Here is a 22,593-nt window from a genome sequence, read left to right on the forward strand (position 1 = left end):
CAAAAAAAGGGGCTGCAAAGGTTACAACCAATTTGTCATCTTAATGAAAATTTATGAAAAAAAGCGTAGGTATTCAATTCGCTTTATGATAAAATAATATGCGAGGTGAAAAACATGAACTGGTTACAGGAATTGGAAACATATAAAGAAGATTTTATTCGTGATTTAAGAGGCTTGATTGCCATTGCTTCAATAGAAGATAAAGCAAGTGCTCGAGCAGGTGCTCCTTTTGGCGAAGGGTGCCGCAAAGCTTTGGATTATATGTTAGAGCTGGGACGTAAGGAAGGCTTTGAAGTAAAGGATTATGATGGCTATGCTGGCGTGATCAGCTATGGTGAAGGTACGGAAAGTGTTGGTGTATTAGCACATTTGGATATTGTCCCTTTAGGTGATGGCTGGACCAAAGATCCTTATGGAGGAGAAATTGAACAAGGCTATTTGTTTGGCAGAGGGGCTTTGGATGATAAAGGTCCTGCTATGGCGGGTTTTTATGCCTTAAAGATGTTAAAAGATAAAGGTATCCAATTGGATCGCAAGATCATGTTGATCTTAGGGTGCAATGAAGAAACGGGAATGGAATGCATGAAGTATTATACACAACATGGAGAAATACCTACTATGGGCTTTACACCCGATGCTGATTTTCCTGTGATTTATGGTGAAAAAGGCGGCTTGCATGTTAGGTTAAAAGGCGATGTGCAAACGTGTATAACCAGCATGCATGCCGGTGAACGTCCAAATATCGTCATCGGTAAAGCTAGTTTATGCGTGGATAAATGGAACGATGCCTATATGGATATGTTTGATTTTTACCTAAAATCGAATGGGTTAAAAGGCAGTGTTGCCTATGATGGAAAACAAGCTGTTTTAACCATGGAGGGGGTATCCGCACATGCAGCGATGCCATACAATGGAGTAAATGCTGGTTTGCATCTCTTGAATTTTGTAGGAAGTGCTATGCAGGATAAATTTGCGTATGATACGTATGCACTGCTGCATGATTGGCAGGGAAAACCATTGAATATTGCCATTGAGGGCGCTTATATGGGATTTTTGACAATGAATACCGGGATCATTCATATTGCTGATGGAAAGGCGGATATTACCATTGATATCCGTTATCCAAATGATGCGGATGCAAATCTGATCATAGATAATATGAAAAAAAGTGCCGAAAAACGTCAATATGCTTTAGATGTACTATTAGAACACGATACAAAACCTTTGTTTGTTGATCCACAATCTACCTTGGTAAGTACATTAAGTGAAGTATATCAAGAATACAGCAAGGACACCTTTACACCAAATAAGACAATTGGCGGAGGTACCTATGCGAAGAAATTTAAAAACTTTGTCGCCTTTGGACCTGAGTTTCCGAAAACCGAGATTCCTGAAGGATTATATGTCGGAGGATGTCATCAAAAAGATGAAGGGGTAAAACTAGAAGATTTAATGACTTCTATCGCTATTTATACAGCAGCTGTGGAAAAGCTGGGAAAGAAGTAGGACGATCTATGAGAATGCGAAAATTACCATGGGCAGAAGACTTTTTAAAGGAGCAGGATGTCGTTATTAAAGAACCCGCTGCTTTGCAAGGCAAATGGAAAGAAACGCTAAAACGTGATGTGCTACATTTAGAGATTGGCTGTGGCAAAGGGGATTATTGGACAAAGATGGCTTTGCAATATCCAGAATACGGTTGGATCGGTGTTGAGAAAAATAACAATGTAGCTGCTCTGGCGGTACGTAAATATACAAAACAAGAAAAAGAAAAAGCACATATGCGATTCATCAACGATGATGCTGAGCAGCTTGCTTCTTGGTTTGCAGAAGGTGAAATTCAAGTCATCCATTTGAATTTCAGTGATCCTTGGCCTAAAAAACGAGCACATAAAAAGCGATTGTCAAATCATAAATTTATTGCCCAATATGCGAAAATCTTGGCAGATGATGGGGAAATTCAGATGAAAACAGATAATAGCTCATTATTTGAATATAGTATAATAGAATTCCAAAATGCAGGTTGGTTTCTTCATGATTTCAGTGTGGATTTTCGCCGTGTTGCTCATGATGAAGATGTAATTACGGAATATGAGCATCGCTTCATGGAAAAAGGGCAGCCTATTTATCGTGCCATTTGGAAGAAACATCCTATGAATGAAAAGAATGCATAAATAATGAAAATAAAAAGTAAATTTTCATCGAATGATGCTATAATAAGAACATGTAAACGGTTCAACAAAAGGAGTCATACCATGAAAGAATATATGAATGTAATTAACAATGCAGAAGCGTTTTATAAAGCATGTGCCAGCGAAGGCAAAAATGTCTTTGTCTTTTCTGCGAATTGGTGTCCTGACTGTCGTTTTTTAGAAGGCTTTTTTGAAGACGTCGTAAAAGAATATACGGCAAAAGGCTTTACCTTTTACTATGTTGACCGTGATCAATGCATGGATGTATGTGTAGACTTGATGATCATGGGCATACCTAGCTTTGTCATTTATCTAAATGGGAAAGAAAGTAATCGGTTTGTATCGAAGCAGCGCAAGACAAGAGAAGAAATAGAACAATTCTTGAATCAAGTAAATCAATGACGCAGAAAGGGTGAGGAAAATGTCGTTATGGAAAAAAGTTACTTCCTTTCTGTTTGAAGAAACAGAGGCAGATATCATTGCAGAAGATGATTTGGAAGCAATTTCTTTAAAAGAGAAAGAAGCAAAAACAGTGGATAAAGAACCGCAAAATACGCCGAAACAAGCGGATCTAGAAAGTGTTAAAAAGGAACAGACGCCAATCAAGCAGGAGACGAGAAAGTTTGTCAGTATTGATTTAGAGACAAAAAAAGAACCAGCAAAAGAAGTAAAACAACCAAAAGAGACAATAAAAAGTCGACCTGTTATGAAAAAAGAAGAAAAGAAAGAATATGAGTTTACACCGGTGATTTCGCCGATTTTTGGAGCGAAAGAAGAAAACGCAAAAGCGAAGACTTCAACGAAGACACCTAATGTCAATATGCCACGCGCTCGCAAACGTAAGGAAAATCCGTTAGGGACAATTATATCACCGTATTATGGTGTGAATGAATTGGAAGAATTTGAAGAAGAAGCGAAAAAAGATATTGAAGAAAAAGCCAAAAGTAAGCAGGAAGAAATCATCATGACGGAAACAAGGGATGAGCTTTCATCACAAGAAATGCCGGCAGATTTATTACAAAAGGTAGAAGAAGAGGAAGAACATACGTTACCCTTGGAAGCTATTTTAGCAGATGATGATACGGATACTGAAGATTTGTTGCAAATTTCGCTGTTTGGCGATTCTACGCCAATCAAAGAGGCTGAATCTAATATAAAAGATGTAACGGAAAAATAAAGGGAGTGTAAACGTAATATGGAATATTATTTTATTGGTATCAAGGGAAGCGGTATGGCATCTTTAGCTACGATCGTCTTTGACCGCCATGAACAAGTGAGCGGTTCGGATATTGATAAATATATCTTTACCCAAAAACCTTTAGAGGAACGACATATTCCGATTTACCATTTTGATGAGAATAACATTAAAGAAGGAATGACAATCATCATTGGCAATGCTTTTAATGAAAGCAATCCGGAAGTGAAAAAAGCCATGGAATTGGCCAAGCAAGGAAAAGTGCAGGTATACTGGTATCATGATTTTTTAGGGCAGTTGGTCGAAGAATATACAAGTATCAGTGTTGCCGGTACCCATGGTAAGACCACAACGACAGGCATGATTTCTCATGTGATGGCCGAAGTAGCACCAACTGGTTTTTTGATTGGTGATGGTACAGGAGATATGCCGGATGATGGTGAATATTTTGTCTTAGAATCCTGTGAATATCAGCGTCACTTTTTGGCTTATAAACCGCAATACGCGATCATTACGAATATTGAATTGGATCATGTGGATTATTATAAAAATATGGAAGATTATCGCGATGCATTTGAAACCTTTGCCAATCAAGTAAAAAAAGGTATTGTACTGTTTGGTGATGATGAAGAAGTGCGTCGCCTGCACGTCAAAACGAAGCATTTGTATTATGGTTTACAGGATGACAATGACGTACAAGCTGTTCATGTTATACAAAATGAAGAAGGTATGTCTTTTGATGTTTTATATAAAAAAGCGTACTTTGGCAGTTTTAAATTACCGTTTGTTGGGAAACCTTTATTGTGGAACAGCCTAGGGGTAATCGCTTTAGGAATCATGGAAGGATTACAACCGGCAGTGTTACAGGAAGGATTGGCAAGTTTTCCGGGAGTAAAACGCCGTTTTACGATAGAAGAAAAAAATGGTAATGTGTATATTGATGATTATGCACATCATCCAACTGCTGTTAAGTATATGATTGAGGCTGCTCGCATTAAGTATCCTGATAAAAAAATCATTGCGATATTTAAACCGGATCGTTATTCTCGTATCTATTATTTTATGGATCGTTTTGCCCAAGAATTAGATCAAGCTGACGAGACATATTTATGCCATTTTCCTGAAAATGCCGCAAAAGAGCCAGGAATCAATATTACGATACAAGATTTAGCAGATCGTTGCGCGCATGCTCAAGTGATTCAAGAAGATGAAACAGCGGCTAAGTTTTTAGCAGATCGCGGCCCTGCAGTATATCTGTTTATGAGCAGTAAAGATATTTATAAATTAAAAAATATTGTAAAAAGTTTTCAGTAAACTTGTAAATGTTTACAAAATAAGGTAAAATATAAAAAGAGGTGTTTCTATGGGTTTAGATCAGTTATTGGAATTAACGAGTAATGTTGCCGCTAAGGCATTACCGATTGTAGGTGTTATCGTCCTGATATTTCTGGTTATCTTTGTCAGGCATCTGATCGTGTTATTAAAAAGTGCGAATGAAGCAGTGATCAGTATGAAAAAAACACTCGATACGACAAACAAAGAATTGGAAACACTGGAAAAGCCTTTACAGACTTTAAATGAATTAAGTGAGACTGTTGACAGTGTGCATGAAGCAAGCAAACATGCTGTTCGCAGTACGATGGTGATGGTGATTGAAAATTTCTCTTTGATTAAAGATTGGATTTTACATCATATGGGAAAAGATGGCAGCGATGAGCAACAGGAAGAAGCCTGTGAGCAGGAGGTGCATACTTCATGAGCGATGAAAGCCAGCATGTTGATGACATGGAAAAAGAAACGCGTTATACCATTATTCAAATGGAAGATGACGAGGATAATGAAAATGCCTCTTCAATTTTTGCGGATGCCAAAATAGAACTAAGTCGGATGTACGCAGAATTTCGTCAGTGGATAAAAAATAATGTGAATGCGCAGGAAACAACACAGCGTTTAGAAAAACTGAAGACTGATACGGCCTTGTTATTGGAAACAACGAAACAGAAAGTAGCAGCCTTTAATCAGCGTGAGGATGTAAAAAATGGCAAGGAAAAACTGAATGAAATGACGGGCAAAGTGACGAATGCATTCAGTGATGGTGTAGATGAGCTTATGAAGAAGGACTATGTTGTGAAAACGATGGATACCATTACGGACACGGTTAGTGCTATTCGTGAAGATGAGCGCGTTAAGAAGAATGTAAAGAAGCTAAAAAAGGGTACGCTGAAAGCAGCGGAAAAAGCCTTTGAAGGGTTACAACGTGTCTTAGACACGAAGGATGAAGACGATTAGTCAGAAGGGATAAGTGTTATGAAACGAATTACCATTTATGATGTAGCAAAAGAAGCAGATGTTTCACTGGCAACCGTTTCCCGTGTTATCAACGGTTCTGAAGTTGTCCGTGAAGACACACGTGTGAAAGTGCAGGAGGCAATTGAAAAATTAGGCTATAAACCGAATGCGATTGCTCAAGGATTGGCACTTCAGAAAACGACGACGATTGCTCTGATCGTACCAGAAGCAAGCTATTTCTATACGGGACAGATTATTAATGGTTTGATTGATGTGGCAAAAATTTATAAATATAATCTGATGCTGCATACAACGACGGAAGGCATTACTGAAATGAATGATATTATTGAAAATATCATCAAATCCCGTGTGGATGGTGTTGTGATTTTCAATGATAAGCTAAATAAGGAAGAATTGAATCAGTTAACAAAATATCAAGTTCCCATTGTTGTCATCGGTAATAAGATGAGTGATGAAACTGTTGGTTCTGTTTATGTGGATTACTCCAGCCTTGTTTATGATTATGCAATGGATTGCATCGCAAAAGGGAAAAAACGTTTGGCATTGATTGAGGATCGTAAGAATCCAGCAATGATCAAACAACTTCGTGATGGATTATCACGTGCTTATAAAGAAAACGGTATGGAATTTGACGGCTATATTGAAATTCCTAAGGAATATCGTTCCTCTTACTTATTTTTGAAAGAATATGTGAAGGATGGCGTCCCTTATGATGTCGTCATTACGTATCGTGATTCTCAAGCTATGGCGGTTATGAACACCGTGAAAGAAGCAGGAATGAATATTCCGGATGATGTGGAATTGGTATGTATCTTAGATAGTAAATATAACTCTATGGCACGCCCTCAGATTTCTGGCTTTAAAATTCCAGATTATGATTTAGGTGCTGTTGCTATGCGTTTATTGACAAAGATGCTAACGGATGAAAATGATGTTCCAGATAAAGAAATCGAATTGAGCTATATTTTCACTCCACGTAAATCAACCAAGTAATCATTGCTTGACAAAGTAAAAAATTACATTATACTTAATACTACAACAGCTATGATAAGAAAGAGTACATAAGGAAATGAGCACAGAGAAGCGGCTGGCTGGTGAAAAGCCGCAGTCAGGAACTTATGGAATACACCTTGGAGCTGCTTTATGAAAAGTAAAGCCGTATGCTCACGTTATGAGCTTGAGAGCCTCATGTTATGAGGAACTAAGGTGGTACCACGCAAATAAAAAACGGCGTCCTTGGATAAGGACGCTTTTTTAATGGCTGAGAAAGGAATAGACTATGAATATTTATGAAGAATTGGTATGGAGAGGCTTAATTAAAGATTGCAGCTCACCGAAAATTGAAAACATGCTGAATAATGAAAAGGTCACTTTTTATATTGGTACTGATCCTACCGGAGACAGCTTGCATATTGGACATTATTCATCCTTTTTAATTTCTAAGCGTTTAAAACAGGCAGGGCACAATCCGATTTTGTTAGTTGGTGGAGGAACAGGGTTAATTGGCGACCCTAAGCCAACAGCAGAACGCGCTATGATATCAAAAGATGAAGTTGCGCATAACTTTGCATGTCTAAAGAAACAGGCGCAGGATGTATTTGGCTTTGAAGTTGTAAATAACTACGATTGGATTAAGGATATCAATACTTTGGATTTCTTGCGCGATTATGGGAAATATTTTAACATTAATTATATGTTGAATAAAGATATTGTTGCTCGTCGATTGGATGAAGGAATTACGTATACAGAATTTTCTTATATGATCTTACAGGCGTTGGATTTTATGCATTTGTATGAAAACCGCAACTGTATCATGCAAGTAGCAGGACAAGATCAGTGGGGGAATATCACAGCCGGTATTGAATTGATTCGTAAGAAATTAGGTAAAGAAGCATATGGGTTTACAATGCCATTGGTAACTAAGGCGGATGGAACAAAGTTTGGCAAAAGCGAAGGCAAGGCGATTTGGCTGGATAAAAATAAAACATCTTCTTATGAACTGTATCAGTTCTTGGTGAATAGTGAAGATAGTAAGGTTATTGAATATTTAAAGACATTGACCTTCTTAAGCCGCGAAGAAATTGAAGATTTAGAAGAAAAGACAAAGATAGATGCGGGACGCAGAGAAGCACAAAAGGCACTTGCGAAAGCCGTCGTTATTGATTTGCATGGTGAAGAGGAATATGAAAAAGCATTAAAAATTACGAATGCTTTCTTCAAAGGAAATATTAAAGATTTAACCAGCGATGAACTCGAGGATGCGTTGCATGGTTTTGATAGTATCGCAGTGGATGATCATATGCCGTTACTTGATGTCTTAGTACAAGCGAAAATTGCTAGTAGTAAACGTGAAGCAAGAGAATGGATCAAGCAAGGTTCTATTCAAATCAATGGTGAACGTATAAAAGACTGTGAATTTATCGTAAGCTCAACACATGCAATCACAACGAATAAAACCATTATCAAACGCGGGAAACGTAATTATTATGTAATTACACAATAAGATAAACAAAGAATTTCAAACAGATATACTTATGAAATCCCACGTTTCAATATGAAAGATTATATATATATGAGAAAAAAGCACATACAGAAATAGTATCTGATGTGCTTTATTTATTAGTGAATGAAAGCTGCTGGTGATAAAATTGCTTTATAAAACACAGGCCTGATATGCATAGGGCTAGACCTATACCGGTATAAAAAGATTTTATGCATACTGTTGGCCATACATGGCTTATTCTTAATAAAATACCACCGCTCATCATACAAAACATGATGATGTATGATTTTCTATCGAAAAATTGTAATATATGCATATAAGCATGGGCATAACGTAAGATTCGATTTGTATGCTTATGAATGAGTTTGCGAAAAATAGCAAAATAGAAAACAAGAAAGGTCAAGATCGTTGCTAGCATCATCCATAAAGTAAGAACAGAAGTGGATTGATAGCCGATATTTAGTATATTAATACCCGCTAGCAACCAAATGAAGCCGGCTAGTAACAAAAGGTAGTTTTTAGGGATATACATTCGTTTACGCATCTTTCACACTCGCTTTCAATATAAACAGGAAAAGAAGAAGACCGATACCTGTTAGGATATGGCCGATACCGGAAACACCGGAGATCATAGCGTTAACAGTATTGGTTAGTTCATTACCATTTACTTGTGTGATACCGCGCAGAAAGAGCATGAGGGAAGTTAATAAGACACCGGGATGATAGAGAATAAGAAATAGCCGATAATGTTTTTGTTTTTCGATATGAAATTGATGAATGGCAAATGTCACGATGAGAAACATGACCATTCCCAGCAGAAAGAGATGGGTATGTACAAAGGCAAGTGTTGTCCTGCCGTCAAATCCCATGAATTTGGTGTATTCGCGATAAAAGATACCACCAATCATGGCGAGAATTGCATAAAGTATAGCGTAGTTTACTGTTCTTTTCATAATGATAGAACTCCTTTCTTATGATGCTAAATAATGGAATTGCTTTATCATGCTTCGCCTTTTTAATAGAGAGGGTTTCAAAAAATAACAATGGTTAGATAGAGAATATGAAAGCCTATTTCCATTATTTATTGTTTGCAAAGCATTGTTGCTGAACTTTGTTCGTTGTAACGTGAAATTATGTTGATTTCGCATATAATAAGCGATATAACATTTCTTTTGTGAATTGACAGTTTTTGCGTTGATGTGAGAGATCTACCAACATATGTTCAAATAAAAACTGTAGAAAGGCTTCCTTTGTAAAGGTTGCTGTCCATAAGCTTTCAGGAATATGCGAATCTTGAGATAGGACAAGAAGAAACCCTTTCTGTATGTGCTGTAAATATTGTTGTTCCAAGGCTTTCCCCTTTTGCTTATCTTCTGAGCGCAATACATGCAATTGTCCTAAAAAAACAGCTTGGAAATCCTCTATATGTTCGCTTAAACGTTGATAGATGGTTTCATAGAAGATAGGGAAACAAGGGGGTTCATCGAATGTGCAAAGATCTTTATGAAAAACCTTTTTCCAGAAATTTTCGATGATAGCCAATACTAAATCGGCTTTTGAAGGAAAGTAATTGTACACTACACCAACAGATATATCCAGTTTTTTGGCGAGCGAGCGAATACTGAGGTGAGTCATTCCTTCCTCATAGGTGATTTGTTCGGCAGCTTCTAATAATTCGTCTTTTGATGTGACTACCTTATTCATAATGATTCCTCCTAATATGAACACTGTTCATTATAGACGCGTTATTGCTGCTCGTCAAGTAGAATACCTTTCTATGCTATAGAACCAATCGATACAATTCACATAGTATAAAAGTAAAGGAGGAGTGCTATGAAAATCGGTGTGGTTTGTAGTGATGAAAGAATGATGCAGGTAGCAGATAATCTGAAAAAAGATTATGTAGTTTATAGGATACAGGAAGATACTGACTTTTTAACATTACCACAGCTGGATGCTTTTGTCTTGCCAGTGAAGGGAATGAATGAAGAACATAATGTACAGATGTGGAATTCCTATATGCATATTCCCAGTAGCTTTTGGAAAATTCAGGGAAAAGAAATGGTTGTTTTCCAGGGTATAGAAAATGAAGCTGCCAAAAAATTAAATGTAGAAGTCGATTATTATATGAATGCGGAAGAGGTCATAACACAAAACGCTATTTTAACAGCAGAAGGTGTTTTAAATGAATTAATTTCACATACTTGTAAAAGTATTTATGCTATAACAATCGATATTGTTGGATATGGGCATTGTGGTAAAGCTATTTATACAATGTTAAAAAATCTTCATACTCATGTACGCGTAATACGCCGTGATTGTGTGATGAGTAAGGAATTTTTACCAATAAAGGAATGGAAAGAATGTGGCGATGTCATCATTTATACTGCTCCGGTACAAATATTGGATGATGCGCAGATACGTTCATGGTCAAAAACACCATTATTCTTAGATATTTCAACACCCGTTTTGTTTCATGAGGAACAAATACACCGTCTGCATCTGAACTATTACAAGATCAGTAATCTGCCAGGTCGTTTTGCATGTATCAGTGCCGGTAATATTATCGCAGATCATATAAGGAGGAGATTACATGAAGAATAAGCGCATTTTATTTGGTATTTGTGGCTCATTTTGTAATCATGCGAAAGTATTAAAGCAGTTGGAAATCTTATGTCAGGAAAATGATGTACAAATCGTGGTAAGTGAAAATGTGTACACTTGTGATACACGTTTCTTTAAAGCAGATGATTTTTTGAATCGCTTGGTAAATTTAAGTGGTCACAGTATCATTCATACAATCGTAGAGGCTGAAAAGGTCGGCCCATGCAATTGTTACGATCTAATGGTGATTGCCCCGATGAGTGCTACTGTTTGTGCAAAACTAGTGCACGGCATTTACGATCATCCTGTTACACTAGCTGCCAAAGCTATGCTGCGAAATAAGAAAAATATTGTTTTTGGAATAGCAACAAATGATGGCCTGGGGATTAGTGGTGCTAATATTTTCACTCTGCTGAATTATCGAGGGTTTTATGCCATTCCATTTGCTCAAGATGCACCATTCCAAAAAGAACGCAGTATTGTCGCCAAATGGGATCTGTTAATGGAAACCTGTGATATGGCGCTTCAAGATCAACAGATAGAACCAATCTTATTAGGAGGAAACGTATAATGGCAAAATTGATGGTAGCATTGATTACTCCCTTTACCAAAGAACATGAGGTTGATTATCCGGCATTGCGTGCATTAATTGCCCGCTTAATGGCGGAGGGAGCGGATGGGTTTATCGTATGTGGTACAACAGCAGAAACACCTTGTTTAAGTGAAGAGGAACGTTCGCAAATAGTGAAATTTGTCTTGCAAGAAACCCATCATGAGATAGAAATATGGTTTGGCTGTGGGACAAATTGTACAGCAGATACTTTGCGGGCTGTGCATCAGGTTCAACAGCTGCCTATTGATGGTGTGCTTTTAGCTGCACCGTACTATAATCGACCTTCACAAGCTGGATTGTATGAACATTTTGCATGCATTGCTGCACATAGCTCTGTCAATGTTATGCTTTATAATATCCCATCTCGGACAGGTGTGAAACTTGAAGCAGAGACGATCGCAAAATTAATAACAACATGTCCGAATATTGTTGCTTTAAAGCAGGCATGTGATGATTTTGCAGCAGTTCAAAAGTTAAAAAAAGAGCATCCTCATTTCATAATATATAGCGGGGAAGATGGAACCATTGACGAAGGCATGGATGCGGGTATGGATGGTTTGGTATCTGTACTTGGACATGTATCACTTACCAAGCTAAAGCATTTTCTATGTGGCAATCGTAAAGATAACGAATTGCGTAAGGAATTAAAGCAGGAAGCGACATTGTTATTTCAGGAACCATCTCCAGCTTGTGTGAAATATGTCTTGGCACAAAGAGGAGAAATTCAAAATGTTTTGCGATTACCTATGATCGAAGTGCAAAATGAACATTTAAAAAAGAAACTACAGGCTACTTTTATCGACAAGTAATCCTTCATGAATATGTTAGAGTCATCTTAGGTGATGAAGATGGTTCAGGTCAAAGTGTTTGATGAGGAGCATGAGGATGATCTCAGCGATATGATCAATGCATTTTTAGAGGATAATCCGGATATCGATGTAGTTGATATTAAATTTTCAACTTCCTGCAGTATACAGGAGGAAGAACAAATATATTGCTTTTCAGCACTACTCATATATCGCACATAACATGAAAGTGTTTGCGCATACTACTGATGGAGGTGTAAATATGCAGAAAAAAACCGAAATTTTATGTAGTGTGAACAATTGTGTCTATCATAAAGACAATCATTGTGTAGCAGAAACCATCAGTGTTACTTGCGACAATTGCATTGAACCAAATGCTTGTTGCGAAACTGAATGCAGTTCTTTCCGTTGCAAATGCGGAAAATAACAAACAAAGGCGATCCATACGATCGCTTTTTCTTTCCGCGAATTCCTAAGACAATCATCAATACTTTCCCATCGACAGATAAAAGCCCCTTGATATTACAGGTATGGTGCATTTCACATACATATGGTATAATTAAAACCGAGGTGATTTCATGCGTAAACTTTCGATTTTATGCATCTTGTTGACGGTATTTCTTACCGGATGTAAAAATCTGCATCATCAAGATAGTGAAAGCATAAAAGTATATGAGAGCTTTATTGATGCCGTAGTTAGTAATAAGGGGATAGAATCAAAAATCATTCCCTTTGAATATAAGATGAATGTATTTAAACAAAAGGATGATTATAAATATGAAATAGAGCTGTATAATCCACAAGTTGCCATGTATGATATCCAGGCCATCGCAGTGGATCAGAATATGGATTCTAATACGAATGTATATCCTTGTATTGGGATATTAGGGGATGATGCCAACAGTCAGTATAATATGATTCCCTATCAAGCGCGGGGAGAAAAAGGCTTTGTTAAAATGATCATTTTAGATGCGATATCACCAAAGAAACAATTTACGGTCAATGTGATGGTGACTTGGAAAGACAGCACATTGCAAAACCAATCCCGTGTTTTTTTCAACTGTAATTATGTGCAGGAAAAAGGGGATACGGCAATTGGAGAAAAGACTACTTCAGATGCTGGTAAAGCAAATGTGGATTAGAGAGGAAACTATTCATGAAGGATAACACAAGAAGTACAAAAAGAAAACAGTCAATCGTCGCCGGAGCATTGGTAAGCTCTGCTGGTATCTTTTTTGCCAAATTGATTGGACTGATTTATGCAATACCATTCAATAATATTTTGGGTACCAATGTCAACGTCGAATATTATGCGATTACCCAATCGCTCTACATGTATTTATTAAATGTATGTCAGGCGGGCTTTCCTTTTGCAATAGCAACACTGGTAGCTCGTTACACGACAAAAGGTGATTATAAGACAAGTATTTTTGTGAAAAAGCTCAGCACGCGATTGATGATTTCTTTAGGATTTGTCATGATGTTGTTATTTATGCTGTTTTCCAAACCAATTGCGCATATGATGTACGATGGGGCAGGAAGTGCAGATGATTTACGTTGGGCATTTGTCGGCTCCAGTTTTGCTTTGTTCTTTGTGCCGATTCTGAGTAGTATGCGTGGGTTTTATCAGGGATTGAAAGAGATGGAAATCTATTCATTGTCACAAGTTTTGGAACAGCTAGCAAATGCTTCGTTTGTGCTGATTGCTTCCAGCATCGCTGTTTATATCTTTCATGGTGATCATATATGGGCTGTATATTTTGGCGTTTTCTCAACGAGCGTTGCAGCTATCACGGCGATGATCCATCTTAAATTTTATGATCGTAAGCGAATGAAAGAAATACGACGATTGGCACATGAACAGGCCTTTGAAAATAAGATTGAAAGCAGAGAGATTTTAAAGGAATTGTTATATGTATCCATACCGTTTATGTTAATAGCTTTATTAGGCTATAGTGATAGCATTATTAACACATTGTTCCTACAAAAAGGTTTAAAGGGGCATGGTCTTTCAGGAAGTGAAATCACCCTGATTTCATCTACTATTAATTATAAGGTTGTTAAGTTGATGAGTATTCCCATGGTATTGGCACCAGGTTTTTCCAGTGCGATCATTCCCCATATTACAAGTGCCATAACGCAACATAATATGAAACAGGTACGTAAAAACATCCGCGATTGCATAGATATCGTTTTGTATATTGCTTTACCGGTATCGTTTTGCCTATATGTGTTTGCTGAACCGCTGATCGTTACACTATTTCCGCCGGAACATGCTAAAGACATCCCGGCAGTAGCCCAGATTATTCGCTGGTTTTCCATTGTCGCTTTTCTAGATACGATGACTCCAATTGTTACCAATTTAATGGTGGCTACGGGGTTACGACGCAATTCTGTGCGCAATACGACAATTCAAGTCGTTGTGAAATTTGCCCTTAGCTATATCATGCTGGTAAAATTTAGCTACCAAGGCTTAGTGTTTTCCACGGTGATTTCAGCTATGCTGAATATTAGCATCAGTTTGTATGAACTAACAAAACATCATGATATTCAATGGAAATATACCTTGCATCGACTTTTCGTCATCCTATGCGGTTGTGGTATTTTATGGATACTTGCACAACTGTGCTTTCATTTAGGACTTCGTGGAAATTATGAGGCAGGACGTGGCATGGCATTTATACAAATGGCCTTTGCTGGCGGTATTTCTTGTATTGGCTACTTTGCGTTCACGTATGTATTCCATTTGCCACAAACGTTATTACACTTGGATTTTGCTGTATTATTTAAGAAACGGAAGAGAGGATAATATGCGATTAGATAAATATTTATCCCATGCCGGTGTGGGAACACGTAAAGAAGTGAAACAACTAATTCGCAAAAAACATGTACGTGTGAATGGTGAATTGGTGGTAAAAGATGATATGCATGTGGAAGAAGATGATTTGGTTCAACTCGATGGGGAACATATTTATTATGAACCTTTCGTCTATTTGATGCTGAATAAACCAAGTGGAGTCATTTGTGCTACTCAGGATAGTGAACATGAAACAGTGTTAGATTGTTTTGATGTCATGTTGCCCAAAGGCTGCTTCCCAGTTGGAAGATTAGATATGGATACGGAAGGGCTGGTGCTCATTAGCAATGATGGGAAACTAGCGCATCACTTACTATCACCTAAGCACCATGTACGTAAAACCTATTATGTCGAGCATCAGCTATGTTTAGATGAAACGGCAATTAAAACATTGTGCAATGGAAGCATCATTTTAGATGAAAAAACAGTATTATGTGCTGCATTAGAAGTCATTAATGAAACAAGCTGTTTCTTTCACATTGAAGAGGGCCGCTATCATCAGATAAAACGGATGTTTTCAGCTGTTGGCAATGAGGTACTGTATTTAAAACGCGTAGCTATGGGGCCTTTGCGATTAGATGATCATTTAGAAGTGGGCGAGTGGCGAGCGCTGACACAGGAAGAGCTTGCTGCTCTTAAGGCAGTCGCATGATTGTTCTCATGGCTGCTCTGGATGCACATGGACTTATTGGTAATCATGATAAAATGCCTTGGCATGTGCCAGAAGAATTGGCATTTTTTAAAATGAAAACCCTCCATCAGCATGTACTCATAGGAAGAGAAACATGGGAGGCGATGGAAAGTACATTGCCGCAACGACACGTTCATGTTTTAACTAGGAATCCTAACTATGCAGGCAAACCAGGGTATGAATATATCGAAACTTCCCTGCAAAAAGTCATCTTCAATTGGAAACCACAAGCACAGCCATTACTCATCTGTGGTGGTGCGCAAACATATGAGCAGTCTTTACCATATGCAGATGAGTTATGGCTTTCACTTCTTCCTGACACCTATGAAGGAACGGTATTTTTTCCTAAGTTTGATGAGAAAGACTTTATGGTGAAAGAGCAAATTAGATATACAAAATTTCAATTTTTTCGCTTATTGCGAAAAAAGAAAGGAGCATCTTTATGAGGTTTGTCGATATCATAGAAAAAAAGAAAGAAAAAGCATCCTTGACAAAAGAAGAATTACATTTTTTCATTGATGGTTATGTGAAAGGCACCATCCCTGATTATCAGGTGAGTGCACTCTTGATGGCTATTTACTTTAATGGTATGGATGCTCAGGAAACGGCCTGCTTATGTGAAGAAATGTTGTATAGTGGAGATGTCATGGATCTGTCTGCGATTTCTGGTGTGAAATGTGACAAGCATTCTACAGGTGGCGTAGGTGATAAAACAAGCTTATCCTTAGCACCGATGGTAGCAGCCTGTGGCGCCAAGGTAGCAAAGATGAGTGGACGCGGCTTAGGTCATACCGGCGGCACTTTAGATAAGGCAGAAAGTATTGAAGGTTTTCGCGTGGATTTAAATGAACAGGAATTTCTTGAACAAGTCAATACCATCGGTTTGGCAATCATTGGACAAACGCAACGATTAGTACCTGCGGATAAAAAATTATATGCTTTACGAGATGTCACGGCTACTGTGAATTCAATACCGTTGATAGCCTCCAGCATCATGTCAAAAAAATTAGCTGCTGGCAGTGATACCATTTTGTTAGATGTAAAGTATGGTGAAGGGGCTTTTATGGAAACTGCACAAAAAGCAGAAGAATTGGCCGAAACGATGATAGCAATCGGTAAGCATTTCCATAAAGATGTTAGAGCCATGATTTCCAGCATGAATCAGCCTTTAGGCAATGCCATTGGAAATGCCTTAGAAGTAAAGGAAGCAATAGCTACCTTAAAAGGGGAAGGCCCGCAGGATTTTACTGAATTATGCTTGAAAGCTGGCAGTATTATGTTACAGCAGGCTCATCTTGCAAATAGTGAGTCACAAGCTAGGGCGATGCTGATGGAAGTTATTAAAAATGGGAAGGCTTTTGAAAAATTAATAGCAATGGTACAGGCCCAAGGAGGCAATGTAGAACAGATTAAACATCCAGAAACATTACCAAAAGCAAAAGCCATTTTTGAGGTAAAGGCGTTATGTGATGGTTATGTAAAAGAACTGCATGCCTTGCAATTAGGAACATTAGCGATGCAGCTTGGGGCCGGACGTATGGTAAAAGAAGATCGCATAGATCCTTCTGTGGGTATCGTTTTAAATAAAAAGGATGGCGATTATGTGCAAACAGGAGATGTACTTGCGTATGTGCATAGCAATCATCCATTAGCAAAACAATGGTTGCAGGATTTTTATGACGCGTATACATTTTCCGCTGTTCCACTAGCAAAACAGCCTTTGATTCATAAGGTATTAGGTGAATGAAAAAAGGTTTGTTTGCGCTTGCCTGTATCTGTATTCTAGTTGCCTTGGCAATAGATAAAGTAGTATTGATTAGTTCTTTTTGGTCTGTCATAAAATATGGCTGTATGGCGTATGGCATCACTTTGCTCACATATGCATTATGTAGTAAGCGTATCACTTATGTAAATACAACTTTGACCATGATGGGTGTCATATTGCTGACGTGTTATACGATTGTTTTAGTGGATACTTTTTTCTTTCATACCTTGCCTTGGCTCTCTGGTATGATAAGATATCCTATTTTCTCCGCTTATGTTCCAGCATATGTATTGTTTATAATACCAGGTATTTGCTTATCCTTTCATGAATAGAGCCATTTGCGTAATGAAAATGGGTTTAACATTAAATACAAGTATATGAGTTGAATAAGAACAACAAAAGAGCAGGGAATCTGCTCTTTTCCTTTGAAAATCGTTTTTCATTGCATAACGTTGTTTTTATCTTACAGAAGAAATAATGAGTGCCATAAACACCAAAGGCGTCGTACCAATGTTTTCAATGCCATGCGATGCTCCATCTGGAGTATGCGTTACATCAAATGGTTCTAAAATACGTATAGTGCCATTGTCATGATAACGAGCTTTTCCTTCAAGAATATAATAAGTTTCACTATCTCCGTGATGAGCATGATATCCCAACGAAGATCCAACATCAATTGTTACGCGAGCATACATTTTCACATGTGGGCCCATTTCTTCTGGTGATAAAAGACGTTCTATGTGCATGGTTCCTTTTCCACCTGCACGGTTTTCATAATGTTCAATAGGTTGTTTCATTTAGGTAGTTCCTTTCATTTTACGATAGGATTCGCGATATTTCTCATAAGCCAGTTTTTCAGAATCCTGGGCTAAACTTTTCAAGGCACTGGCAACCTGTTCGGGACTCTCTTTCATATCCGATTTGATCCAATTAATCACAACACCACTGATACCAAAACTGAAAAATTCAGCATAAAATTTTTTATCCGAAGCATCAAGCTGATGATGTAAATCTAAAGCATCAATAGCTTTATAAAAAAGGGTGCTTGTTAGTGTGAAGATAAAATTTTGGAAGTAGCTTTCATCATGACGAATCGTATTGCTGTAAAACCATTTGTTATTACGAATATGTTGTAGTAATACAGCCATGTAGCGATGCCAGTTTTCTAAAGAGATGTCTTCATCAAACACTTGACTGGCCTCTTGTTCATAAATCCAGCTCAGCAACTCGTATTTATCACGGAAATGATAATAAAACGTTTGACGATTAAAACCACTGACATGTGTTATATCCGCAATCGTAATTTTTGCAAAATTCTTGCGTGAGGTCAATTCCATAAGAGCAGTTGCTAATATGCTTTTTGTATCCATACTTTCCTGCTGCATAGTATCACCCGTTTCTTGTATCTTATTATACACTACTTTTTTTATGATAGCAAAGTTGTTTTCATTTGCTGTGGGTATGACATAAGGCTTTCTGAATCATACTAATGATAGGATGTGATGGTATGAAACAAAAGAAACGATGGATTCTTTACAGCTTGAATTTTTTCGTGTTTGCGGCAATTTCTATGGTGAATACACAAATAATTCCTTATTTGGGAAAGGTAGGATATGATGTAGTTGAGCGTGGTTATATCTTAGCAGGAAGTGCTATTATTGCTATCATCGGACAATTTCTGTTTGGTTATTTATGCGATCGATTTAAGAGATTAAAGCCTTTTTTCTTATTGGCATATGGTTTTATGATAGCAGGTAGTATCATGATGTTTATCATACATAAACAATTGTTTTATTATCATCTTTTTGCTGTTTCGCTTAGTGGAGGAATGGTAAAGGTCATTATGGGACTGAATGAAACATGGATGCTAGAGGTTGATGAGGAAAATTATGGCAGATTGCGAGCTGCCGGTGCTTTAGGATTGACCATTGGTTCACCGATCGCAGGCAGTGTCATTCATGCTTTCGGATATAATTTTTTACTATTTATGCTAATAGGAGTCAGCATATTTCTGCTCTTCTTTTTTTGGAAAAGCGTGGATGCACAAAAAAAGAAGAGCGAACATGTACGTTTAGAAAGTTTAAAAGAATTGCTTACGAATCGCTTATACTTATTACTCGTGTTGATTTATTTAATGATTTACATGATTGGTACGGCAGATCAATATGTCGTCATTGATAAGATGTTAGCGATTGGTGCTGATACGAGTGCTGTAGGGATTAAGTGGGCAGTACAGTCATTTATGGAAGTACCACTCTTCTTATTTGCTTCCGCTATTTTAAAACGTGTAAAACCAGGCATGCTTTTATTGTTTGGTACGGTGATGTATGGCCTAAAGTTTTTCTTATACGGAGTGTTTAGTGTTGCATGGGCAATCATCGCAGCAGCATCTTTACAGTTAGTGACGTTACCGATTATCATGCTAAGCAGCAAGATATTGATCAAAGAAATTACACCACGCAAATTGTTTAGCAGTGCACAAATGTTTGCCATGGCAATCTTTGTTGGTGTCAGTGGTTTACTGACTCCGATTATCACAAGTTATTTATGCAAGAGAATAGGGTATGATATGACGTTGTATATGATAGCTGCCTTTACCCTTTTGCCAGTTGTACTAATTCTTTGGTATTTACATTTACGTAAACAAGTGATAGCAAAACAATCCTGACATCCTATGCGGATGTTTTTTTATAAATGTATTTAACTAAATAGCCCTATTTTTCAAAATATCAAGCGATAAATAATTACACATCACGTTGCTTGGTTTCTTTGTACTTTTTTTGATAGAATACCAAAAGAACACATTGCGATATCCATCAATCAGGTGTATAATGAAAACATGTAATCGCTTACAAGGAGGCGAATTGGAATGATTAACGACGACAACGTCTTTGCGTTTCTTGGCATTGCTATAGGGGTATCTATTGCGGCGCTGTTCTATGCGCGCTATCTTTACGGCAGTGTCAAGAAAGAGAAGATCCACATGCATCTGCTGGAAAACCTTTCCAGTTTTATTCACGAGGGGGCAATGGCTTTTTTATCGCGTAAATACAAGATCATTATTCTATTCATTATCGTAGTAGCTGTCTTATTGGCTTCTTTAGGTTTAATTCCATCTTTGCAACATGCAGATGGTGTAGGACCGGGAGCTGCTTTCTGTTTTCTTATTGGAACCCTTTGTTCTGGTGTAGCAGGTTTTTGTGGTATGTTGACGGCAACAAAAGCAAATGCCCGTGTAACACAGGCAGCACATGACAACGGTATGCCAAAGGCTTTACGTATTGCATTCAGTGGTGGTTCTGTTTTGGGGTTGTGTGTAGTTGGATTTGGTTTATTAGGTTTAAGTGTTTTATTTTGCGGTTTTTATTTCTTTACAAAAGATATGTATCTGGCAGCACACGTCATCAGTGGATACAGTTTAGGGTGTAGTTTTATCGCATTATTTGCCAGAGTCGGTGGTGGTATTTATACAAAAGCTGCCGATGTTGGTGCAGACTTAGTAGGTAAGGTAGAAAGTGGTATTCCAGAAGATGATCCACGTAATCCGGCGGTCATCGCCGATAATGTTGGAGATAATGTTGGGGATATCGCGGGTATGGGAAGTGATTTGTGTGAGTCCTATGTTGGGGCAATCGTTTCCGCAATATCCCTGGGTATCAGTTATATGGCAGTGCAGGGTGAACACATGGGAATAAGTTCCTTAATGTTTCCTATACTGATTGCGGCTTTGGGTATTTTATCTAGTATCTTTGCACAAGTCTTTGTCCGAGCCAAAGAGTGGGATAACCCTGCAAAAGCTTTAAATATTGCAACTTATGTTTCTACTTTGGTAGTATTAGTAGGCTCTTTACTATTAAGCTATTTTGTATTTAATGATGTCTATCCTTTCTATTCCATTCTAAGTGGATTAGTTGTTGGTGTCTTTATTGGACGTATTGCCGAGTATTACACAAGTGATTCGTATCGTCATGTAAAAGAAATAGCTGAACAATCATTAACCGGTCATGCGACCAATATTATTTCCGGTTTTAGTATCGGTATGCAATCAACAGCTTTAACAATTCTCTTGTTGGCTGCTGGTATTGCTGCCAGCTATCTGTTTTTTGGAATGTATGGTATAGCCTTAGGTGCAGTCGGTATGCTTTCAACTGCCGGTATTACTGTATCTGTGGATGCTTATGGACCAATAGCTGATAATGCCGGAGGTATTGCTGAAATGAGTAATATGGAAGAGCATGTGCGAGAAATCACAGATCATTTAGATTCAGTAGGGAATACCACAGCAGCTGTCGGTAAGGGATTCTGTATTGGCTCTGCGGCCTTTACCGCGTTAGCAATGATAGTCGCTTATTCCCAGCTTGCTCATCTAGATGTCATATCACTATTAGAACCAGGTGTGATCATCGCCTTACTGATTGGTGCAATGCTCCCATTTTTCTTTACTTCTTTAACAATAAAGTCGGTAGGAAAAGCGGCGAATCAGATGATTGAAGAAGTTCGCCGACAATTTAAGGCAGATCCCGGTATTATGAAAGGTACAAGTAAGCCGGATTATGCACAATGTGTTGATATTTCTACACAAGCAGCTTTAAAAGAAATGATTCTGCCTGGGTTGATTGCGGTGATTTCACCCATCGCGACTGGTATCCTTCTAGGAACAAAAGGTCTTGGAGGACTGCTGATTGGCGCATTGATGTCAGCAATCATGTTGGCGGTGTTTATGGCGAATTCCGGTGGTGCATGGGATAATGCTAAGAAATATATTGAGTCCGGTGCTTGCGGTGGTAAGGGAAGTGAGGCTCATAAAGCGGCCATCACAGGAGATACGGTCGGTGATCCCTTTAAAGATACGGCAGGACCGGCAATGGATATCTTAATCAAATTAATGTCAGTGATTTCATTGATCTTAGCTCCTGTATTATTAGAAATGACACCACTGTTGGATTTCCTTTTCCATTAGCTTGAAAAATAACAAAAAATTTCTTATAATGTCTATGTAAGAGTAGACTGTGTGACCCTACGATAGTGGGTTGAAATAGAAAAAGCTCTTGACTTTT

At 37.9% G+C, this 22,593-nt stretch carries 26 protein-coding genes and 1 other annotated feature; of the genes, 22 read left to right on the forward strand and 4 right to left on the reverse strand.

The genetic code is table 11. The annotated features are described in order from the left end of the window. Nucleotides 1-114 precede the first annotated feature (114 nt). The 9 genes from pepV to tyrS all read left to right on the forward strand — a co-directional run bounded on the left by pepV (nucleotide 115) and on the right by tyrS (nucleotide 8,200). A complete protein-coding gene (gene pepV, locus KJS44_RS06875) occupies nucleotides 115-1,506 on the forward strand; it encodes a dipeptidase PepV (protein ID WP_008688606.1) in 1,392 nt (463 codons plus the stop codon). Nucleotides 1,507-1,514: 8 nt separating this feature from the next. After that, on the forward strand, nucleotides 1,515-2,174 hold the full coding sequence (gene trmB / locus KJS44_RS06880; RefSeq protein ID WP_008688604.1) for a tRNA (guanosine(46)-N7)-methyltransferase TrmB: 660 nt from the start codon (nucleotides 1,515-1,517) through the stop codon (nucleotides 2,172-2,174). Between the two features lie 81 nt (nucleotides 2,175-2,255). Continuing rightward, a complete protein-coding gene (locus KJS44_RS06885) occupies nucleotides 2,256-2,594 on the forward strand; it encodes a thioredoxin family protein (protein WP_008688603.1) in 339 nt (112 codons plus the stop codon). Nucleotides 2,595-2,613: 19 nt separating this feature from the next. Then, the gene (locus KJS44_RS06890; protein ID WP_008688602.1) at nucleotides 2,614-3,369 is read left to right on the forward strand and encodes a hypothetical protein; all 756 of its coding nucleotides are present in this window, start codon (nucleotides 2,614-2,616) and stop codon (nucleotides 3,367-3,369) included. 18 nt (nucleotides 3,370-3,387) lie between these two features. After that, nucleotides 3,388-4,701 (forward strand): UDP-N-acetylmuramate--L-alanine ligase, encoded by a 1,314-nt coding sequence (murC, locus tag KJS44_RS06895; RefSeq protein WP_008688601.1) that lies wholly within the window; start codon nucleotides 3,388-3,390, stop codon nucleotides 4,699-4,701. Between the two features lie 49 nt (nucleotides 4,702-4,750). Then, nucleotides 4,751-5,146 carry a hypothetical protein gene (locus KJS44_RS06900; protein ID WP_008688600.1) on the forward strand — a complete coding sequence of 132 codons (396 nt, stop codon included), beginning with the start codon at nucleotides 4,751-4,753 and terminating at the stop codon, nucleotides 5,144-5,146. Continuing rightward, nucleotides 5,143-5,676 (forward strand): hypothetical protein, encoded by a 534-nt coding sequence (locus KJS44_RS06905; protein ID WP_008688598.1) that lies wholly within the window; start codon nucleotides 5,143-5,145, stop codon nucleotides 5,674-5,676. The genes KJS44_RS06900 and KJS44_RS06905 overlap by 4 nt, the downstream gene beginning before the upstream one ends. 18 nt (nucleotides 5,677-5,694) lie before the next feature. Beyond that, nucleotides 5,695-6,690 carry a LacI family DNA-binding transcriptional regulator gene (locus KJS44_RS06910; protein WP_008688596.1) on the forward strand — a complete coding sequence of 332 codons (996 nt, stop codon included), beginning with the start codon at nucleotides 5,695-5,697 and terminating at the stop codon, nucleotides 6,688-6,690. 42 nt (nucleotides 6,691-6,732) lie between these two features. Next, nucleotides 6,733-6,938, forward strand: a binding site (T-box leader). Nucleotides 6,939-6,976: 38 nt separating this feature from the next. Beyond that, nucleotides 6,977-8,200 carry a tyrosine--tRNA ligase gene (gene tyrS, locus KJS44_RS06915; RefSeq protein ID WP_008688593.1) on the forward strand — a complete coding sequence of 408 codons (1,224 nt, stop codon included), beginning with the start codon at nucleotides 6,977-6,979 and terminating at the stop codon, nucleotides 8,198-8,200. Between the two features lie 536 nt (nucleotides 8,201-8,736). Here the strand turns inward: tyrS and KJS44_RS06920 are convergent. Both KJS44_RS06920 and KJS44_RS06925 read right to left on the reverse strand, forming a co-directional pair. Further along, entirely contained in the window at nucleotides 8,737-9,153 is a 417-nt protein-coding gene (locus KJS44_RS06920) for a DUF2871 domain-containing protein (protein WP_008688590.1), read from the reverse strand. Nucleotides 9,154-9,331: 178 nt separating this feature from the next. Next, nucleotides 9,332-9,904 (reverse strand): TetR/AcrR family transcriptional regulator, encoded by a 573-nt coding sequence (locus tag KJS44_RS06925; protein ID WP_008688589.1) that lies wholly within the window; start codon nucleotides 9,902-9,904, stop codon nucleotides 9,332-9,334. A 129-nt stretch (nucleotides 9,905-10,033) separates the two neighbouring features. On the opposite strand from KJS44_RS06925, the gene KJS44_RS06930 reads away from it, so the two are divergent. The 11 genes from KJS44_RS06930 to KJS44_RS06980 all read left to right on the forward strand — a co-directional run bounded on the left by KJS44_RS06930 (nucleotide 10,034) and on the right by KJS44_RS06980 (nucleotide 17,868). After that, on the forward strand, nucleotides 10,034-10,804 hold the full coding sequence (locus KJS44_RS06930; protein ID WP_008688588.1) for a hypothetical protein: 771 nt from the start codon (nucleotides 10,034-10,036) through the stop codon (nucleotides 10,802-10,804). Next, nucleotides 10,794-11,375, forward strand: a complete 582-nt coding sequence (locus KJS44_RS06935) for a dipicolinate synthase subunit B (protein ID WP_008688587.1) — start codon at nucleotides 10,794-10,796, stop codon at nucleotides 11,373-11,375. Before KJS44_RS06930 ends, KJS44_RS06935 begins: the two co-directional genes overlap by 11 nt. Continuing rightward, nucleotides 11,375-12,226: a 4-hydroxy-tetrahydrodipicolinate synthase gene (gene dapA / locus KJS44_RS06940; protein WP_008688586.1), complete on the forward strand. Its 852-nt coding sequence runs from the start codon at nucleotides 11,375-11,377 to the stop codon at nucleotides 12,224-12,226. Before KJS44_RS06935 ends, dapA begins: the two co-directional genes overlap by 1 nt. 39 nt (nucleotides 12,227-12,265) lie before the next feature. After that, a complete protein-coding gene (locus KJS44_RS06945; protein ID WP_008688585.1) occupies nucleotides 12,266-12,445 on the forward strand; it encodes a sporulation protein Cse60 in 180 nt (59 codons plus the stop codon). 40 nt (nucleotides 12,446-12,485) lie between these two features. Further along, entirely contained in the window at nucleotides 12,486-12,650 is a 165-nt protein-coding gene (locus KJS44_RS06950) for a DUF1540 domain-containing protein (protein ID WP_008688582.1), read from the forward strand. Between the two features lie 151 nt (nucleotides 12,651-12,801). Continuing rightward, nucleotides 12,802-13,365, forward strand: coding sequence for a hypothetical protein (locus KJS44_RS06955; protein WP_008688580.1), 564 nt, complete (start codon nucleotides 12,802-12,804; stop codon nucleotides 13,363-13,365). Between the two features lie 14 nt (nucleotides 13,366-13,379). Further along, nucleotides 13,380-15,032, forward strand: coding sequence for an oligosaccharide flippase family protein (locus KJS44_RS06960; RefSeq protein ID WP_008688578.1), 1,653 nt, complete (start codon nucleotides 13,380-13,382; stop codon nucleotides 15,030-15,032). Between the two features lies 1 nt (nucleotide 15,033). Next, nucleotides 15,034-15,732: a pseudouridine synthase gene (locus KJS44_RS06965; protein WP_008688577.1), complete on the forward strand. Its 699-nt coding sequence runs from the start codon at nucleotides 15,034-15,036 to the stop codon at nucleotides 15,730-15,732. Then, on the forward strand, nucleotides 15,729-16,217 hold the full coding sequence (locus KJS44_RS06970) for a dihydrofolate reductase (RefSeq protein ID WP_008688576.1): 489 nt from the start codon (nucleotides 15,729-15,731) through the stop codon (nucleotides 16,215-16,217). Before KJS44_RS06965 ends, KJS44_RS06970 begins: the two co-directional genes overlap by 4 nt. Next, nucleotides 16,214-17,518: a pyrimidine-nucleoside phosphorylase gene (locus tag KJS44_RS06975; protein WP_008688574.1), complete on the forward strand. Its 1,305-nt coding sequence runs from the start codon at nucleotides 16,214-16,216 to the stop codon at nucleotides 17,516-17,518. Before KJS44_RS06970 ends, KJS44_RS06975 begins: the two co-directional genes overlap by 4 nt. Next, the gene (locus tag KJS44_RS06980; protein WP_008688572.1) at nucleotides 17,515-17,868 is read left to right on the forward strand and encodes a hypothetical protein; all 354 of its coding nucleotides are present in this window, start codon (nucleotides 17,515-17,517) and stop codon (nucleotides 17,866-17,868) included. Before KJS44_RS06975 ends, KJS44_RS06980 begins: the two co-directional genes overlap by 4 nt. A 126-nt stretch (nucleotides 17,869-17,994) precedes the next feature. On the opposite strand, the gene KJS44_RS06985 is transcribed toward KJS44_RS06980, so the two are convergent. Both KJS44_RS06985 and KJS44_RS06990 read right to left on the reverse strand, forming a co-directional pair. Next, complete coding sequence (locus KJS44_RS06985; RefSeq protein WP_008688570.1) at nucleotides 17,995-18,333, reverse strand: cupin domain-containing protein; 339 nt, start codon at nucleotides 18,331-18,333, stop codon at nucleotides 17,995-17,997. Further along, nucleotides 18,334-18,906, reverse strand: coding sequence for a TetR/AcrR family transcriptional regulator C-terminal domain-containing protein (locus KJS44_RS06990; RefSeq protein ID WP_008688560.1), 573 nt, complete (start codon nucleotides 18,904-18,906; stop codon nucleotides 18,334-18,336). 137 nt (nucleotides 18,907-19,043) lie between these two features. Between KJS44_RS06990 and KJS44_RS06995 the strand changes: the two genes are divergently transcribed. Together KJS44_RS06995 and KJS44_RS07000 are read left to right on the forward strand one after the other, a co-directional pair. Further along, nucleotides 19,044-20,204, forward strand: a complete 1,161-nt coding sequence (locus tag KJS44_RS06995) for an MFS transporter (RefSeq protein ID WP_008688559.1) — start codon at nucleotides 19,044-19,046, stop codon at nucleotides 20,202-20,204. 201 nt (nucleotides 20,205-20,405) lie between these two features. Beyond that, nucleotides 20,406-22,496, forward strand: a complete 2,091-nt coding sequence (locus tag KJS44_RS07000; protein WP_213540226.1) for a sodium-translocating pyrophosphatase — start codon at nucleotides 20,406-20,408, stop codon at nucleotides 22,494-22,496. The last annotated feature ends 97 nt before the right edge of the window (nucleotides 22,497-22,593 follow it).

The organism is Longicatena caecimuris (genome assembly GCF_018406465.1).
In the GTDB taxonomy this organism is placed as follows: Bacteria; Bacillota_I; Bacilli_A; order Erysipelotrichales; family Erysipelotrichaceae; genus Longicatena; species Longicatena caecimuris.